The sequence below is a fragment of the Streptomyces sp. NBC_01320 genome, assembly GCF_035974375.1.
Classification (GTDB): Bacteria; Actinomycetota; Actinomycetes; order Streptomycetales; family Streptomycetaceae; genus Streptomyces; species Streptomyces yanii.
In genome coordinates this window covers 1,111,196-1,127,918 of sequence record NZ_CP108390.1, presented here as the reverse complement: position 1 = coordinate 1,127,918, position 16,723 = coordinate 1,111,196, and the positions used below count along the sequence as shown (strand labels likewise).

Below are 16,723 nucleotides of genomic sequence, written 5' to 3'. Positions count from 1 at the left end.
CTGACCGCCGTACGAGTGCTGAATCGCGTCGACGGGACCCGCATACCGAACACTGCAAAGGGGCGCTCGGTGAGTTTGAGGATCGTTGTCACTGTGAAGTACGTGCCCGACGCCACTGGCGACCGGCACTTCGCCGATGACCTGACCGTCGACCGGGACGACGTGGATGGTCTGCTCTCCGAACTCGACGAGTACGCCGTCGAGCAGGCGCTGCAGATCGCGGAGAACGCGGACGACGCCGAGGTCACCGTGCTGACCGTGGGTCCGGAGGACGCCAAGGACGCGCTGCGCAAGGCCCTGTCGATGGGTGCCGACAAGGCGATCCACGTCGAGGACGACGACCTGCACGGCACCGACGTCATCGGCACTTCGCTGGTGCTGGCCAAGGCGATCGAGAAGGCCGGCTACGACCTGGTGATCTCCGGCATGGCCTCCACCGACGGCACCGTCGGCGTGGTCCCGGCGCTGCTGGCCGAGCGCCTGGGCGTCCCGCAGGTCACCCTGCTGTCCGAGGTCTTGGTCGAGGACGGCATCGTCACGGGCCGCCGCGATGGCGACACGGCGTCCGAGCAGCTCCAGGCGTCCCTCCCGGCCGTCGTTTCGGTCACCGACCAGTCGGGTGAGGCCCGGTACCCGTCCTTCAAGGGCATCATGGCGGCCAAGAAGAAGCCGGTTGACTCCTGGGACCTGTCCGACCTGGACATCGAAGCCGAAGAGGTCGGCCTGGAGGGTGCCTGGACGAAGGTCGAGGCCGCGGCCGAGCGGCCGGCGCGCACCGCGGGCACGATCGTCAAGGACGAGGGCGAGGGCGGCAAGCAGCTCGCTGAGTTCCTCGCGAGCCAGAAGTTCATCTAAGGCTCATCAGCCTGACTTCCCCTCAGGCTTCGTAACCCGCAAGGAGGTCCATTCCCATGGCTGAAGTTCTCGTCTACGTCGACCACGCAGACGGTGCCGTCCGCAAGCCCACCCTGGAGCTGCTCACCCTGGCCCGCCGCATCGGCGAGCCGGTCGCGGTCGCCCTCGGCGCGGGCGCGGAGAACACCGCCGCCACGCTCGCCGAGCACGGCGCGGCGCGGGTCCTGACCCACGACGCGCCGGAGTACGCCGACTACCTGGTCGTCCCGAAGGTCGACGCGCTGCAGGCCGCCTACGAGCAGGTGTCCCCGACCGCCGTCCTGGTCCCCTCCTCGGCGGAGAGCAAGGAGATCGCGGCCCGTCTCGCGGTCCGTATCGGTTCCGGCATCATCACCGACGCCGTCGACCTGGAGGCCGGCGAGGCGGGTCCGGTGGCCACCCAGTCGGTGTTCGCCGCCTCGTTCACCACCAAGTCCCGTTTCATCAAGGGCACCCCGGTCATCACCGTGAAGCCGAACTCGGCCGCGGTGGAGGCCGCCCCGGCCGTGGGCGCCGTGGAGACGCTGAGCGTTTCGTTCTCCGAGAAGGCGACCGGCACGAAGGTCACCGGCCGCACTGCCCGTGAGTCGACGGGCCGTCCGGAGCTGACCGAGGCCGCGATCGTGGTCTCCGGCGGCCGTGGCGTCAACGGCGCGGAGAACTTTGCGCTCATCGAGGCGCTCGCCGACTCCCTGGGTGCGGCCGTCGGTGCCTCGCGTGCCGCGGTCGACGCGGGCTGGTACCCGCACACCAACCAGGTCGGTCAGACCGGTAAGAGCGTGTCCCCGCAGCTGTACATCGCCTCGGGTATCTCGGGTGCGATCCAGCACCGGGCCGGTATGCAGACCTCGAAGACCATCGTGGCGATCAACAAGGACGCCGAGGCCCCGATCTTCGACCTGGTCGACTACGGCGTGGTCGGCGACCTCTTCGGCGTCGTCCCGCAGCTCACCGAGGAGATCAAGTCCCGCAAGGGCTGACGGCGTAGACGGACTCCGCCGGCGCCACGGGACCGAAGGCGGCACCGAGCAGAGCGCGGGTGCCGGTCTCGCAAAGCGCCACGAGTTTCAGCATGGGGTAGCCCTCCTGACCGTAACGATGCTTGATCTTGCCGAGCCAGCCGCAGACGCGGGGCCGGGCGGGGGCCTTGGCGGAACTGCAGCCGTCGAAGGCGACCGTCCGCCAGCGTCGGTAACGCACTCCGGGAGTCTCTGGCCGGGCCACCGAGCCGGCCAGAATGGTGAAGAGCAGCTTCAGTGGGGCCGGCCCCAGTCGGCGGCGTATGTCCCGCAAGGCCTTCTCCGACGGTCGGCATGGGCATACCTGCTGCAGTCCGGCCGTGAGTTTGTCCCATACCCGCATGTACCCAAGGCGCGGGAACAGAGCCATGGCCAGCACGAAGTAGATGCCGACCCGTGAGGGCAGCATCCGTAGCCTCGCCTGCGTGGTCCCGGTCCGCTCCAGGACGTCGTCGACAAGCTCGAAGGGGACCTGCTGGGTCAACTCCCCGAGGTGTCCGGGGGCATAGAGGCCCTCGGCAACGATGACCGTGTGGGTGAGCTGGGTGGTGGCAGACTGGTCGGACAACGGGACCCCTTCGGGCAGGAAGACCTTGGTCGGCTTCCTCGCTCTACCAGGGGTCCCGTCCTCGTGATCAACAGTTGCCCGAATCCCACGGATCCGCTTGACAGACCCGTCATCAGGCTAACTACGCGGCATTGGAAGTACGCACTCGTGCGCCACGAGGCGCCACTACCCGAGCGGGGGTGAAAGGACCCCGCCGCTGCTGGTCTGTCGCAGCAGGCTAGTCGGTGACTTCGCACATGGGGATTTAGGTCTCCAGCCAGCGGGGTCTGGTTTCATCGATGCCGAGGAGTTCGAGCAGGTGTGCTTGGACTCCTTGGCTGATGAGGATGGTGGGCGGGTCGGTGGCGGTGCCGGGGCGGAGCATGAGGCTGTCGAGGTGGTAGAGGATCATGCGTCCGGTGGGGCGGACCCTGCGGTTGTCGGGGTAGAGGCCGCTCATAGTCTGCTCGGGGCCCAGGGCCTGGCGTACTTGGCGTTCGATCAGGCAGAACACCAGCAGCGCGAGGCAGATCACGCTGATCAGGGCGGCGATGCGTCGATTGTGTTCCAGGAAGACCGGCGCGACCGCGAGCGGGCCCTTGAAGTCGCTGTAGCGGCGTTCGACTACGCCTTGGCCCTTGTAGCGCCGTAAGGCCTCGGCGGCGTCGGCCTGCTCGGGAGTGAGTCGGGTGACCAGGGCGTACCAGCCGTCGGCGGTGGCCTGCGCGTCCAGGACGTCCTGGTCGAAGTGCCAGGTCAGCGACGGGCGGCCGTCGGTATCGGTGGTGACGGTGGTGCGCAGGCAGCTCGCCACGCGGCGGGTCTTGGCGATCACGCCGATCCGGGCCTCGACCTTGGCGGCGGTGTTGTAGTAGCGGCCGCCGGCGGAACACTGCAGTTTGTCCAGGTCCTCCGCCGCCCTGGCCAGGCGTTTGGCACGGGCGGCCTGCTGGCCTTTGGCGTTGCCGGTGGAGTGGACCAGGATCCGCCGCAAGGTATGTACGGGATCACGCTTGCGGGGCCCGGCCATGACGTGGACGTCTTCCAGAACCCGGTAGGACTCCCGCTGATCGGCGGGGGTATTCCGCTCGCGGTCGCGGTCGTTGACGTAGCCGACCAGCTGAGCGGAGTCCACGTCCAAGGCGGCGTAGACCTCGTCCTTGACCTGGGCGGCCGGGAGCGGGGCGATGAAGTCGACCTTCGCGTCCAGCAGCGCGGTGATGTTCGGGTACGACACGAGCTTGGAGTCCGCGACCAGCAGGAAGTCCTTGCGGTCGGCGATCTTCCGCAGGGCCTTCATCGCGCCGACGACCTGGGCGACCTCGCCCGCGCCGCCGTCGTAGACCCGGTGGAAGAGCGGGATGCCGCCGTCGCGGCTGACGGCCAGCCCGGCCTGGATCTGCTTCAGGTCCACTCGCCGGTCCTTGGGGTGACCGTACCTGACCTGCGGGAAGCCTTCTTCCTGGTCCTCGTAGGCACCGAACAGCGACAGCGAGGTCATGTCCCAGTGAATCTGAGTGACATCGACGCCGAACTCCGTGATGGCCTGCGCGCCGACCGAGCCGGTGATCTCCTCCAGATTCGGCGCGATCGCGTCCAGCGCACGGACGAGCCGATCATCGTTGAGCAGCCCAGGCTCCACGCCGAAGACTTCCTCCACGGCCCACTTCCGTGCCCAGTCCTCCACCCGGACCATCGACGTGGGCGAGGACAGACGGTTGGCGACCAGCACCTCGATGACCTGCCCGTGGGTCAGATGCGCCACGTCCCGCACCGGGCACAGTTCGTCGATGATCCCGGCCACGTCCAGCCGGCGCAGAAACTCGGCAGAGGCAGGCAGAGCGCCCAGACGCCTCTCCACCACAGAGGTCAACTCCACCGCCATGCGGGGACGCTGGACCCGGGAACGACGTGTACGAGATATCGGCACATCCCACTCAACGAACCACACCCGTCCAGGTACCGGCCACATGACCGGATCATCCGATCCGGTCATGTGCGGAGGATGGGGCTAGTGCAGCTGAGGGCAGCCTGAACGCGGAGACGCGCGGGAGGGTGGCAAGCAGCCCTGACAAAGCCGGGACGTGTCGGCACTGCCAGACGGTGCGGGTCCGGCAAGCGAGACGAGAAGCCGTACGAGAGGAACCAGTGCTTGAAGCCCCGTAATACTTCCACCGGCTCGAATCTGGCAGATCTGGGCCGGGTGCAGTGCTCGCCACCTGGGATTGCGTTGGTGGCGTCTCCGAAGTCGGTTAAGTGTGCCGATCAGGAGGCCATGCCGAAGGTCTGCGGCGTAGGCATGGCGATGCTGTCGGGGCACAGCTGGGCGGCTCACTCGACGATCGGGTGGTGGTGAACGTGGGAAGCGGCCGGGTGTCGCCCTTCCCGTCCGGCAGCCAGTCGGACGGAGGGCAGGTTCGTCGTCGGCTGACGACACCGGGTCGTGGCGGAGTCCTCGTAGTAGTCGGAGCGCGCGAGAGGCGCGTACGTGGCGAAGGAGGACAGCAAGTCAGCAGTGGAAGGACTGGAAGGCCAGGAGGTTTTCGCCGGTGAATACTGACGAGCTGGAGTACGTCCTGATGAGGGCGGAGCGCCGGGTACTGGAGATCCAGACGAAGCTGCACCGTTGGGCCCGCGAGGATTCTCATCGCAGGTTCGATGATCTGTTCAACCTCGTTACCGATCCCGCGTTCTTGCTGGTTGCGTGGGTTCGGGTGCGGGGCAACAAGGGAGCCCGCACTGCCGGAGTGGACGGTGAGACCGCCTACTACGTGGAGAGCGTGCGGGGCGTCGAGAACTTCCTCGACGGGCTGCGGAACTCGATCAAGGACCGCAGTTTCTGCCCGCTTCCGGTCCGGGAACGGATGATCCCCAAGGCGGGCGGCAAGAAGCGCCGTCTGGGGATCGCGACCGTCCGGGACCGGGTGGTGCAGGCGTCCCTGAAGCTGGTGCTGGAGCCGATTTTCGAGGCGGAGTTCCTCCCGTGTTCCTACGGGTTCCGCCCGAACCACCGGGCTCATGATGCGGTGGCCGAGGTGCGTCATCTCACCTCCCACTCCTATGAGTGGGTCGTGGAGGGCGACATCAAAGCCTGTTTCGATGAGATCTCGCCTCCGGCCCTGATGGACCGGGTGCGCAGGCGCATCGGTGACAGACGCGTCCTGGCCCACGATGGGCCTGCGCCTGTCGCAGGAGAAGACCCTGATCACCCATATCGACGATGGCCTCGACTTTCTCGGATGGCGCATCCAGCGTCACCGCAAACGAGGCACCAACAAGCACTACGTCTACACCTATCCGGCCCGCAAGGCCCTCAAGGCCGTCACAGGCAAGGTCAAGACGCAGTGTCGCAGGACAGGCACGGACCTGCCGTTCGATGCCCTGCTCATCTGTCTCAACCGGATGCTGCGGGGCTGGTGCGCCTACTTCCGGCCCGGGGTGTCCAGCACGGCCTTTCAGTACCTGAGCTCCTACACCTGGGGCCGGGTCATCTTCTGGCTGCGGCGGAAACACCCGGGACTGAACTGGAAGCAGCTGCGACGCCGCTTCTGCGGCGGCGGCTGGTGGCCGGTCAGCGAGGAGAGAGAACTGTTCAACCCGGCTAAGGTGCGCACTACGCGCTACCGCTACCGGGGTTCAGTGATTCCCTCGCCCTGGCCGGTCACGGGATGAGACATCGGGCGGAACCCAGGGCGGGACTTGTGGAGCGCCCGTTGCGTTGAGAGGCGCACGGCGGGTGCGGGAAGCGGTCCGGAGAAACAGGCCGGTCGAAAGGCCGGAGCCGCGCTCCGGGCCGACTTCACGAGTTGCGTGAGCACGCGGGTCCGGATGTACCGCGCCGCCGAGCCGAAGCCGGTCATCCGCCGCATGGCCGAGGAACTCGGGGTGCATCACGAGGCCCTGCGTAACTGGATCCGTCAGGCCGAGGCCGACGCTAGCGAGCGGGACGACCTGCTCACCACCGAGGAGAAGGAAGAGCTCGCCCAGCTTCGTCGAGGGCGACCGGCAAAGCCGACGCGCGATCTCACGGACCCAATGTCCTGAGCACGTCACGCGGCGATGTCCTCGCGCTCTGAGAACGACAGATAGCGTCCCGACACCGTCGGCGAAAGGATCGGTCCCACGCCCCCAGCGTGGCGGAACCACCGTGTCCCGACCGTGAGCGACACCCCGACTTCGGCCGCCGCTTTCTCTGACCGAACCCCCCGGGCGATCGCAGCCCAAAACCGGACGCGATCCTCACGCCACGCGATCGTCGGCCGGCCCGGCGACGGCATCTGCCCCGGTATTCACGAACCCTGCGCTGCTGCGGACCAACACCCACGGTTCATCAGTCAGCAGCGCGCACGGGTCAGTCAGAAGGCCGCATAAGGGAGGACTCCACGCTTCCAGGGGATTGACAAGGTCGAAGTCCCCTCCGACCGGGAACACCTTGTCTGTCGGGACCAGCGCGACGGCCCGCACGGAACGGGTCCTCGTTATCTCGCGCAGGACCTCGGAAAGCGCAACGTGCAGTTCGCGGTCGACCCGGTTGAGCACCTCCGGTCGAGAGCAAGGTGATCTGGACGACCCTGTCGCTCGGGTACGTCAACTCCAGACAGCCACTGACCGACTCATTCGCGGATACCTCCATCATTGCGCATTGCCTTTATTGAGATTGCGCGTCTATTATTTCATAGGCAGTGCCCCGTGGCGAGACCCACCGATGAACGAGAGGAACGCCGTGAACGAGTCCTTGCAGGTCCTGGGATACCCGGAGCACCAGCCTTTCCGCCGCACCACCGATATGGCCACTCTCCCCGAGGCATTCCAGCGGACGGTCAACTCCTACCCGAAAGCAGTGGCGCTGCGCACGGCGGACGACTCCGTCCGCCTCACCTGGCGGGAGGCAGCGGACCAGGTCGAGCGCCTGGCCGGCTCGCTCACGAACCTCGGTATGAAGCGTGGTGACACCATCGCCCTGCTCCTGACCAACCGGCCGGAGCACCAGCTGATGGACCTGGCAGCCCTGCACCTCGGCACGGCCTCGACCTCGGTCTACTCGACCCTCCCCCCGATCGACCTCGCCTACAACATCGGCGACTCGGGCTCCCGCATCGTCATCACGGAGCCCTCGCTCGAGGCCGGGCTGCGCGAGGCGGTGACGAGTCACGGCCTGGCACTGGACCACGTCATCGTCCTCGACCGCGACGAGGTCGAGGCCCTCGACGGCGTGGAGGTGCACACCTACGCCGAGTTGCTCGACCTGCCGGCGCCGGCTGGCTTCGACTTCGAGCGCAGTTGGCGCGCGGTGTCGGCCGACGACGTCGCCACCGTCATCTACACCTCGGGCACGACGGACCTGCCCAAGGGTGTCGAGCTCCAGCACTCCGCGGTCCTGCACACGGTGGACACCTACCACGAGGCAGCACCGCTGGAGACCGGGCGCCGCCTTCTGTCCGGAATGCCCATGGCCCACATCGGGGAGCGCATCATCTCCTACTACCTCGCGGTCACGCAGGGGCACTGCGTGACCTTCTGCCCGGACCTGCGGCAGCTCAACAGCATGTACCTCCGGGTCCGGCCGGCGATGATCTTCCTGGTCCCGCGCTCCCTCGAGCGCTTCCGCAGCCTGATCGAGGCGCACATCGAGACTCAACCCGATGCCGACCGGCGTAAGCGCCTCCATCGGGCGGGCGAGCTCGGCCAGCAGCTCACCACCGCGAACCAGGAGGGCACCCCCCTGCCCGACGAGAAGCAGCGCGAGTGGGAGGACCTCGCCGAGGAGCGTTCGGAGCTGCTCTCGGTTGTCGGCCTGGACGGCGTCGAGTACGCGGTCGTCGGCGGCGCCTACGTCGACATCAACCTGCTCCTCTACTTCCTCGGCCTCGGGCTGCCCATCCGTGAGGGCTACGGCTCGACGGAGTGCTGCGCGCTGGCCACCCCCGGCAGACTCTCCGACGAGTACCGCATCGGCTACGCCGGGCCGGTCGCCACCGGGATGGAGCTCCGGATCGCCGAGGACGGCGAGATCCTCGTGCGCGGACCGCGCCTGATGCGCGGCTACCGCAACAAGCCCGAGGCGACGAAGAAGGCAATCGACGCCGACGGGTGGCTGCACACCGGCGACATCGGCGTGCTCAATGAGCTCGGCCAGCTCCGGATGGTGGACCGCAAGAAGGACCTCATCATCAACACGAACGGCAAGAACATCTCACCGGTCCGCATCGAGAGCCGCGTCGTCCTCGCCGGCTCGCTCATCGGCACGGCGGTCGCCACCGGCGACTCTCGGGAGTTCGTCTCAGCACTGCTAGTGGCGAACCCGGAGGGCGTGGCCAGCTACCGACGTGAGCACCCGGAGCTGTCCGAGTTCAGCGACGACCAGCTCGGCGAGGACCCCGGCTTCCGCGCGGCGGTGCAGGAGCAGGTGGATGCCGCCAACAGGGACCTCTCCGCCGTCGAGCAGATCAAGGCCTGGACGCTGATCATGCGCCCCTGGGGGTGGGGGGGCGACGAGATCACCGCGTCGAACAAACTCAAGCGCCGCGCGGTCCTGGCCAAGTACGAGTCGACGATCGACGCGATGTATCACTGAGGCCGAATTGGCCCCAGATCTCTCGGCCAAACCAGCAGGCTCTTGATACTTATCGTTTCGATAACCAAGAGAAGACGACATTTACGACCTGCCACCAAGGGAGTTACCCGTGAGCCCCACCAGCGGCGGAGCCGTTAAAGTCCAGCGGGCCGAGGTCGACCCCGAGTTCGAGCGCCAGCTCGTCTGGGCCCTTGAGGCCGCCAACCTTCCGACGATCCTCGCGGTCCTCGTTCACCTGACCGGCAACCGGGAGTATCTCGAGGGCGAGTTCCAGCTCGGCCCCATGCGCGGCTCCGGTGACCACGATGACGGCGGTCTCCCCGAGGCCACCCAGGAGAAGCTGCGAAGGGCCGCGTCTGAAGTCATCCTCGGGCACCTTGGCGGCACCCTCCCTGCCGTCGCGGACCCCTCGCCCGAAGACGTCGTGCAGATCCTCAGCATGGTGCTCGGCGACAAGGTCCCGGTGGACGCGGCGGGCCTCCTGGCCGAGGAGCTGGGGACCCTCAGCCGGGCGCCGACGCCGCTCCCCAAAGATCATCGGGACGAGGCTCCGCACACGCTCATCGTCGGGACCGGGTTCTCCGGTCTGGCCGCGGCCATCCGACTGGGAGAAGCCGGCCTGCCCTTCACCATCATCGACAAGAACGACGGCATCGGCGGCACGTGGCACGAGAACGTCTACCCAGGCTGCGGCGTCGACACCCCCGTCCACCTCTACTCCTTCGCCTTTGCGCAGCGGTCGGACTGGCCGAAGTACTTCGCTGGGCGGACAGAGGTGCGCGACTACCTCGTCGGCATCGCCGATCGCTACGAAGTCAACAAAAGGGTCCGGTACGGGATCGAGCTCACGTCGGCCGCCTGGGACGAGAGCACCCAGAAGTGGAACGTCACCCTCACGAGGTCGGGCGGCACGACCGAGCAGGGAGCCTACGACGTCATCGTCAGCGCCGTCGGACAGTTCAACCGCCCCAAGACGCCGTCGATACCCGGCCTGGACACCTTCCCCGGACCGGTCCTCCACACCGGGGCGTGGGACGACAGCGTCGACCTCGCCGACAAGCGGGTCGCGGTCATCGGCACCGGCGCGTCGGCGATGCAGCTCGTGCCTGCCGTACGAAGCATCGCCAAGGAGATCACGGTCTACCAGCGGTCCCCGCAGTGGATCCTGCCGAACCCCAACACAAACAAGGACGTCAGCCCGCAGAAGCAGTTCCTCATGGAACACGTCCCGTGGTATCTCGGCTGGTACCGCCTGCGTCTGGCGTGGAACTTCGGCGACCGGATGCACCCGATGCTGCGCATCGATCCCGAGTGGAAGCACATGGACCGCTCCGTCAACGCCATCAACGAGCGCCACCGCGTGTTCCTCACCAACTACATCCAGAGCCAGCTGGCCGACCGCCCCGATCTGGTCGACCGGTGCATCCCGGCCTACCCTCCGTACGGCAAGCGCCCTCTCCTCGACCACGGCTGGTTCGACGCGATCAAGAGCGACAACATTCACCTCGTTACCGAGGGAGTCGTATCGGTCGACGGGTCGACCGTCGTCTCGGCGTCCGGGCAGGAGCAGGAGGTGGACCTCATCGTCCTCGCCACCGGCTTCGACGCCATCAACATGCTCGGCCCGATGGAGGTCACCGGCAGGAGCGGGGCCAGCCTCAGGGACATTTGGGGCGCGGATGACGCCCGTGCCTACCTGGGCATGACGGTTCCGGACTTCCCGAACTTCTTCATGCTCTTCGGACCGAACACCAACGCCGGCCACGGCGGCAGCCTGGTCATGACTGTCGAGATGCAGGTCCGCTACCTCATCGAGATCCTCACCCGCATGGCGCAGAACGGCGTCACCGGAGTGGAGGTCCGTCCCGAGTCGTTCGAGCAGTTCAACGAGGACCTCGACAACGCGCTCGCTGGATCGGTGTGGAGCCATCCCGGGATGACGACGTACTACCGGAACAGCAAGGGCAGGATCGTGACCAACCTGCCCTGGACCAATACCGACTACTGGCACCGCACCCGTCATGTCAACGCTGACGACTTCTTCGAGGTCAGCGCGGCCACGGACACCCGGTCGGGCGCCCCACGCCGTGGGGGCCGGCGAGAGCCAGCCGTGATGTCGGAAAACGTCGCCACCCTTTCGACTTTCCTCGGCCGGTTGGCGAAGCGGGAGACGATGCGGCAGGCACTGGAGCTCGTGGACGACGACTTCGTGGCCCAGGAGCCGGCCAGCCTTCCCTACGGCGGTACCTACCGCGGGCCGGCCGGGCTCCTGGACATGCTGCGCGCGGTCAATGCCGTGGTCCGGCTGGACGTCAAGGACGTCCGGTTGAACGAGGTGGGCGAGTTCGTCATGGCCCGGGTCGAGGTCGACATAGTCGCCCGCGAGTCCGGCGAAGCGTTCCCGACCCGAGTCGTCGAGCTCTACACCGTGGCCAACGGGTTGATCAAGAAGCTGGACATCTTCTACCACGACACCGCCGCGATCCATCAGCTCATCGGGGCCGGGTCATCCGGGGGCCAACTCCTGTGAGCATCGCAGCGAACCGGTGCCGACACCCCGGGCCAGCCCAGCAGGAACACGGCCGCCGTGAGGCAGGCCACGCCGTCCCACCTGTGCCGCTCGACAATGCGATTCGGCGCTGTGAGCTGTGGCGATGCCTTTCGGCCAGGCAGCGTGGCGGTACTCATTGACAGCGTGGGCTTCGTTGTAGATCAGCAGGCGGTCGAGCGTCTCGCGGCGCAGGGGTGCCCACGGCTCGCTCGCAGATGTAAGCATTCAGCAGGTCGTGATCGGCTTCGCGACCTGACGATGTGACAGGTGGCGGGTGGGTGCGGCAGGAGAATCCGTGGTCATGTCGTCGGTTGGGAGTCTGCGTCGCGTGAGGATCTCCTCGCGGTACTCGGGTAAATCCTCGATGCTGAAGTTCCGCCCTGAAGTCGCGGCGGACCAGGTCCGGGGCGGTCTTGGCGTCCTGCCTGGTCAGATGGCGGCGCCTGCAGCGGGTGATGCCGCGGATGTCGCGCTCACGCGTGACTGCTCGACCTTCTTTCTGTTGATGCCGTGCCCCGCGCTCCAGTCGCTCGAACTTGCAGTGATGAGGCTGTGGCGGTGAGGGGCACCTCGTGGCCAAGGGCTTGGAGCCGCACACGTCTTCGGGTTCGGGTAGTCGAGTCAAGGGCACGGAGGTGGTAGTCGGCGCCGAGGTCGTGGAAACGGGTGTCGGGATCGCTGAGTAGGTGCCAGACGATGACGAGCATCGAGCGGGCACCCTCGCTCGAACGGGTCCTCGGCCGGCGTCTGGACCGTCCTGGCGGTGACCTGGCTCCTCGAACGCTACGAATCCCCGGCCGCTCTGCGGAAAGCCGGCCGCCGCAGATTCGTCGAGGTCATCCGGCCCAAGGCCCCGCGCATGGCCCAACGGCTGATCGATAACGTCTTCGACGCCCTCGACGAGCAGACCGTCGTCGTTCCCGGCACCAGCACCCTCGACATCGTGGTCCCATCGCTGGCACGCTCCCTCGCCGCCGTTCACGAGCAACGACGCGCGCTGGGGACCCAGATCGAGGCCCTGCCCGAGACTCACCCTCTGTCGAAGGTCCTGACGTCGCCGCCCGGCGTCGGCGTCAGGACCGCCGCAGTTCTCCTGGTCACGGTCGGCGACGGCAGCTCGTTCCCGAGCGCCGCCCACCTCGCCTCCTACGCGGGCCTCGCTCCGGGCCACGAAGTCGTCCGGGACCTCAATCCACGGCGAACACGCCCCCCGCTCCCAGAAGCGGAAACCGCCAACTGAAACGTGCGATGTTCCTCTCCGCGTTCGCTGCTCTGCACGATCCCGCCTCTCGCACCTACTACGACCGCTGCCGAGCCAGAGGCAAAACCGATACGCAAGCCCTCCTAGGCGTCGCACGCCACGCATCAGCGTCCTGTTCGCCATGCTCCGCGACAAAACCTTCTACCAACCCCGCCCCCCAGCTCACTTGACGAAGGACATAGAGGCCCCCGCCCGCGATCCGATGTGCCACCGGTTCACCTTCCGCGCTCGTCGGGGCCGATGCCAGGTGCTTTTGGATGCGGCAGCGGGTGATGAAGTTCGGGAGGATCCCAGCCCGCTACGCTCTTCACATCGTGGATCGCACGGCGGTAGGCGGCGATCAGCTTGTCCTCGCGGTCGTAGTCGAACGAATCGTTGAAGGCGATCTCCCGCTCGACGTCCGGCGGGTTCTCGGACAACCACGCGACCGTCTCACGGATCTGGTCCTTGGCGGATGTCGCCTCGGTGTACCCAAGCAGTACGCGTGCCTTGGTCATGTCGAAAAGCGTCTGCGGCGCGTAGTCGCGGAACGCGATGAGGCTCGCCTGCACCGCGCCGGCGATCTCCAGCGGGAGCGATACGATCTCCAGGGTCCCGCCCGCCGCATCGGCGACGACGTCGACCCACTGCCGCCACGAATACTGGATGTCGTCGGCGGCGTTGAACGCCTGCCCGTTGGCTGCCTCGGGGTGGTCGACGCAGCCCAGCAGAACCTCGGCAGCGTTGCGCGCCCCGCAGCGGGACATAATCCCCAGCCCGCCGTCGGGAAGGATCATGTGCTGCCGCCGATCGAGCAGCCGGCGCAGCACCATCCACTCGTGCGGATTCTGGTTCCGTGGCCCGTGGATAGCCGGGTAGCGCACCACGGTCCCGTGGAAGCGTCCCTCGGCTGCCCGGGACAGCACGGCCCGCTCCGCTGCAAGGATGCGGGCGGCGAAGACCGGTGCCTCTCCGTCGGCATCGGCCAGGGGGCCGTCCTCACGTGCCGGCAGCGCTGGGCCGTACGGGCGGAATCGCTCCGGTTCGAGGACGTTCTTGTACGCTGGGACCCCGCCGACGGCGATGAAGTGCCCGCACCGGTCTTCGAATGCCTCGGCCAAGAGCGCAATGCGGCCGTACATGCTGGCTACGACATCGAACTCCTCCCCCTTGAGCGCGGTCTGAATCGTCTCCGCGAAGTGTGGGTCGCCGTGGATATGCCGCACCTCGGGCAGGTCCGAGGGCTCGTGAACTCCCCGGTGGAACAGCGCAACCTCATAGCCGCGCTCCAGCAGACCACGGACGACGTGCGGGCCGGTGGGCCCCGTGCCTCCTACGACCAGTGCCTTCATGACTCGTGGCGGGCCAGACGTGCCCGCAGCGCCTCCATCGCGTCAATCGTGCGGGGATCGGTGAAAAGCATCCGCTGCGACAGCCACTCACGCTCCAGCTGTTCGAGCAGGGTGCTCTCCCAGCTCTGCCGCAGCAGGCGCTTCATCGAGCGGACCGATCGGTCGTGCACTGCGGCGAACGGCCGGGCCAACTCCAGCGCCGCCGGGAGCAGGTCCTCCGAGTCGACGACAGCGTCGACCAGCCCGAGGTCGAGCGCCTCCTCCGCCTTGATGGGGGTGCCTCGAGTCATCGTCCGGAAGGCCCGGGAGGGCCCGATCAGCCGTGGTAGCAGCCAGCTCAGCCCGAACTCCGCGCCCAGGCCGAGCAGCCCGAAGCTGGGCGCCAGCTTCGCGTCGCGCGACATAACGCGGAGGTCGTGCAGCATCGCCAGGCCGAGACCACCACCGGCGGCTGCCCCGTTGATGGCCGCGATCGTGGGTGTTCCCACTTCCAGGAAGCGGGTCACCCATCGACCGATGCCAAGGTGGTCCACTCTCCGGGCCTCCATCGGAAACACCCGCAGGCCGGTGCGCCCCGACGCTTCGTCTGTGCCGATCTCACCCAGGTCGATCATCGATCCCGACCAGCCGGTCAGCGTGTCGGCGTCGAGTCCGACGCAGTAGGAGGCGCCCGCCCCCGTCGTTACGATCGCGCGGATCTCCGGGTCGTCGTCGGCGGACTCGACCGCGTCGATGAGGTCGCCCAGCAGTTCGCCGCCGATCGAGTTGTGCTCTTCGGGCCGGTTGAAGGTCAGCACCGCGCTCGTTCCCACGGTGCGGACGAGAACGTCTGTCACAGCTCGCCCTTTCCTTAACGCGCTTTCATATGATGTGTCCGTTGTCGACGGGGCTTCGCGCTGTCCCACCAAAGCGTCGACTCATGCGGCTATTCCCTGTAGCGAGTGATGTCCGACCGGTAGGTCTCCGGCACCGCGAAGATCGCCACCGCCGCACTGATCAAATAGATGACGACGAGGAACAACGTGATGTACGTGGTTTTGCCGCCGCCCCATGCCATCAGGGCGCTCGCGATCAGCGGGCCCAGTCCGGCGACAGACGAGGTGAACTGGTAGCCGAGCGAGACGCCGGTGTAGCGGGCGTTCGAGGGGAAGAGCTCGGCGATCAGCACACCGTGCGCGCCGACCGCGAGGCCCAGGCACCCGTACCCCAGGATGAAGGCGACCAGCAGGAGGGCCGGTGAACCCGAGTCCACCAACGGGAACAGCAGGAACGCGGTCGCCAGCATCAGGACCATCCCGACGACATAGACCGGCCTACGCCCGAATCGGTCGGATAGCGCAGCCCCGATCAACGTCGTGACAGGGTTGACGAGGGACGCGATGAGGAGCGCGGTCAGCGCCGTACTGCTGCTGAAGCCCGCGCCAATCGCGTACGACAGGGTGAACACCAGCACCACGGTGCCGGTTATCGAGATGCTCAAGGTCAGCAGCACGACCAGTCCCAACGGCCGGCGATCACGTGTCAGCACCTGCATCAGCGGGATCCGTCCCCGCTGGACGGCCGGCTTAACCTTCTCGAACACCGGCGTCTCGTCGGTCCCGGCCCGGATCCATGTCGCGATCGCCACGAGGACGAGGCTGAGCAGGAATGGGATCCGCCAGCCCCAGCTCAGGAACTGCTCCTCTGGCAGGCCGGACACAAGTCGGAACACGAGCGTTGCCAGAACCACGCCCCCCGCCGGGCCCAACTGGGATGCCGCGCTCCAAAGTCCACGCCGATGAGCGGGCGCGTGCTCGACCGTCATCAGCAGCGCACCACCCCACTCGCCCCCGACCGACACACCCTGGATCAGCCGCACGACTATCAGAAGGATTGGCGCCCAGACGCCGATGGTGGCGTAGGTGGGCAGCACGCCGATGAGCGTCGTCGCGAGCCCCATGACTATCAGGGTCACGACGAGCACGCGTTTGCGCCCGATCCGGTCCCCTAGGTGGCCGGCGATCACGCCGCCCAACGGTCGGGCGATGTAGCCCACCGCGAAGGTCGCGAACGCCGCTATGAGGGCGGCGGCGGCATCCCCTTCCGGGAAGAACAGCGCCGCGAACACGATGGCCGACGCCATGCCGTAGAGGTTGAAGTCGTACCACTCGATCAGGCCGCCGAGGAAACTCGAGACGAGGACGCGGCGCTTCCTTGCGGCTACGACCGGCTCAGCCGGTCTTGATTGCGTCTCGGCCGGGGACTCCTCGTCCCTCGTTCCGTCGGCCATGTTCTGGGTCATGGGTGAACTCCCTGCGCCAGTGATGGGGCGAATTTTGAGCTCGCTGGTCGCAATACTAGCGACGGCGCCACACCATAACAGCAGTCACCCGGGTTGATACCTTTCGCGCGTCAGACTTTGCGGCCGGGCTCGTTTCTTGCGGGCCCTGCCGTGTGAAGGAGTCTGATCGATCATGGTGAGTCCGCCGGTCTTGCCGCCGGAGGAGAAGGTGCGGATCGTGCTGTCGATCCTGACCGGTGAGGTGACCGTCGCCGAGGCTGCGTGT

10 protein-coding genes and 4 pseudogenes are annotated in these 16,723 nt (G+C 67.1%); 8 read left to right on the top strand and 6 right to left on the bottom strand.

Annotated features, from left to right (window positions below; all coding sequences use genetic code 11):
* Positions 1 to 69 precede the first annotated feature (69 nt).
* Together OG395_RS05640 and OG395_RS05635 are read left to right on the top strand one after the other, a co-directional pair.
* Positions 70 to 855, top strand: a complete 786-nt coding sequence (locus tag OG395_RS05640) for an electron transfer flavoprotein subunit beta/FixA family protein (RefSeq protein ID WP_327241887.1) — start codon at positions 70 to 72, stop codon at positions 853 to 855.
* Positions 856 to 911: 56 nt separating this feature from the next.
* Positions 912 to 1,874: an electron transfer flavoprotein subunit alpha/FixB family protein gene (locus tag OG395_RS05635; protein WP_327241886.1), complete on the top strand. Its 963-nt coding sequence runs from the start codon at positions 912 to 914 to the stop codon at positions 1,872 to 1,874.
* Between the two features lies 1 nt (position 1,875).
* Here the strand turns inward: OG395_RS05635 and OG395_RS05630 are convergent.
* Positions 1,876 to 2,481: pseudogene (locus OG395_RS05630) on the bottom strand (transposase domain-containing protein); the annotation flags it as partial.
* A 244-nt stretch (positions 2,482 to 2,725) separates the two neighbouring features.
* Entirely contained in the window at positions 2,726 to 4,345 is a 1,620-nt protein-coding gene (locus OG395_RS05625) for an IS1634 family transposase (protein WP_327241885.1), read from the bottom strand.
* 694 nt (positions 4,346 to 5,039) lie between these two features.
* Here OG395_RS05625 and OG395_RS05620 point away from each other — a divergent pair.
* The 3 genes and pseudogenes from OG395_RS05620 to OG395_RS58095 all read left to right on the top strand — a co-directional run.
* Positions 5,040 to 5,537 (top strand): annotated as a pseudogene (locus OG395_RS05620) (group II intron reverse transcriptase/maturase); the annotation flags it as partial.
* 70 nt (positions 5,538 to 5,607) lie between these two features.
* Positions 5,608 to 6,132, top strand: a complete 525-nt coding sequence (locus OG395_RS05615; RefSeq protein WP_327241884.1) for a group II intron maturase-specific domain-containing protein — start codon at positions 5,608 to 5,610, stop codon at positions 6,130 to 6,132.
* Between the two features lie 156 nt (positions 6,133 to 6,288).
* Positions 6,289 to 6,504 carry a transposase gene (locus OG395_RS58095; RefSeq protein WP_442818732.1) on the top strand — a complete coding sequence of 72 codons (216 nt, stop codon included), beginning with the start codon at positions 6,289 to 6,291 and terminating at the stop codon, positions 6,502 to 6,504.
* On the opposite strand, the pseudogene OG395_RS05605 reads toward OG395_RS58095, so the two are convergent.
* A pseudogene (locus OG395_RS05605) lies at positions 6,436 to 6,784 on the bottom strand (helix-turn-helix domain-containing protein); the annotation flags it as partial. The gene OG395_RS58095 and the pseudogene OG395_RS05605 overlap by 69 nt on opposite strands.
* Before the next feature lie 399 nt (positions 6,785 to 7,183).
* Here OG395_RS05605 and OG395_RS05600 point away from each other — a divergent pair.
* The 3 genes and pseudogenes from OG395_RS05600 to OG395_RS05590 form a co-directional block, all read left to right on the top strand.
* A complete protein-coding gene (locus tag OG395_RS05600; RefSeq protein WP_327241883.1) occupies positions 7,184 to 9,034 on the top strand; it encodes an AMP-dependent synthetase/ligase in 1,851 nt (616 codons plus the stop codon).
* Positions 9,035 to 9,143: 109 nt separating this feature from the next.
* Complete coding sequence (locus OG395_RS05595) at positions 9,144 to 11,564, top strand: FAD-dependent oxidoreductase (RefSeq protein WP_327241882.1); 2,421 nt, start codon at positions 9,144 to 9,146, stop codon at positions 11,562 to 11,564.
* Between the two features lie 666 nt (positions 11,565 to 12,230).
* Positions 12,231 to 13,006: pseudogene (locus OG395_RS05590) on the top strand (transposase); the annotation flags it as partial.
* 55 nt (positions 13,007 to 13,061) lie between these two features.
* Here the strand turns inward: OG395_RS05590 and OG395_RS05585 are convergent.
* The 3 genes from OG395_RS05585 to OG395_RS05575 all read right to left on the bottom strand — a co-directional run bounded on the left by OG395_RS05585 (position 13,062) and on the right by OG395_RS05575 (position 16,458).
* On the bottom strand, positions 13,062 to 14,177 hold the full coding sequence (locus OG395_RS05585; RefSeq protein ID WP_327241881.1) for an NAD(P)H-binding protein: 1,116 nt from the start codon (positions 14,175 to 14,177) through the stop codon (positions 13,062 to 13,064).
* Positions 14,174 to 15,013, bottom strand: coding sequence for an enoyl-CoA hydratase/isomerase family protein (locus OG395_RS05580; RefSeq protein ID WP_327241880.1), 840 nt, complete (start codon positions 15,011 to 15,013; stop codon positions 14,174 to 14,176). Before OG395_RS05580 ends, OG395_RS05585 begins: the two co-directional genes overlap by 4 nt.
* 89 nt (positions 15,014 to 15,102) lie before the next feature.
* Positions 15,103 to 16,458 (bottom strand): MFS transporter, encoded by a 1,356-nt coding sequence (locus OG395_RS05575; protein ID WP_327241879.1) that lies wholly within the window; start codon positions 16,456 to 16,458, stop codon positions 15,103 to 15,105.
* Positions 16,459 to 16,723 lie beyond the last annotated feature (265 nt).

Excerpts from the sequence above, each read along its gene's own strand:
- OG395_RS58095 (WP_442818732.1), top strand. The coding sequence starts at position 6,289 with ATGTACCGCGCCGCCGAGCCGAAGCCGGTCATCCGCCGCATGGCCGAG.
- OG395_RS05575 (WP_327241879.1), bottom strand. The coding sequence starts at position 16,458 with ATGACCCAGAACATGGCCGACGGAACGAGGGACGAGGAGTCCCCGGCC.
- OG395_RS05635 (WP_327241886.1), top strand. The coding sequence starts at position 912 with ATGGCTGAAGTTCTCGTCTACGTCGACCACGCAGACGGTGCCGTCCGC.
- OG395_RS05625 (WP_327241885.1), bottom strand. The coding sequence starts at position 4,345 with ATGGCGGTGGAGTTGACCTCTGTGGTGGAGAGGCGTCTGGGCGCTCTG.
- OG395_RS05585 (WP_327241881.1), bottom strand. The coding sequence starts at position 14,177 with ATGAAGGCACTGGTCGTAGGAGGCACGGGGCCCACCGGCCCGCACGTC.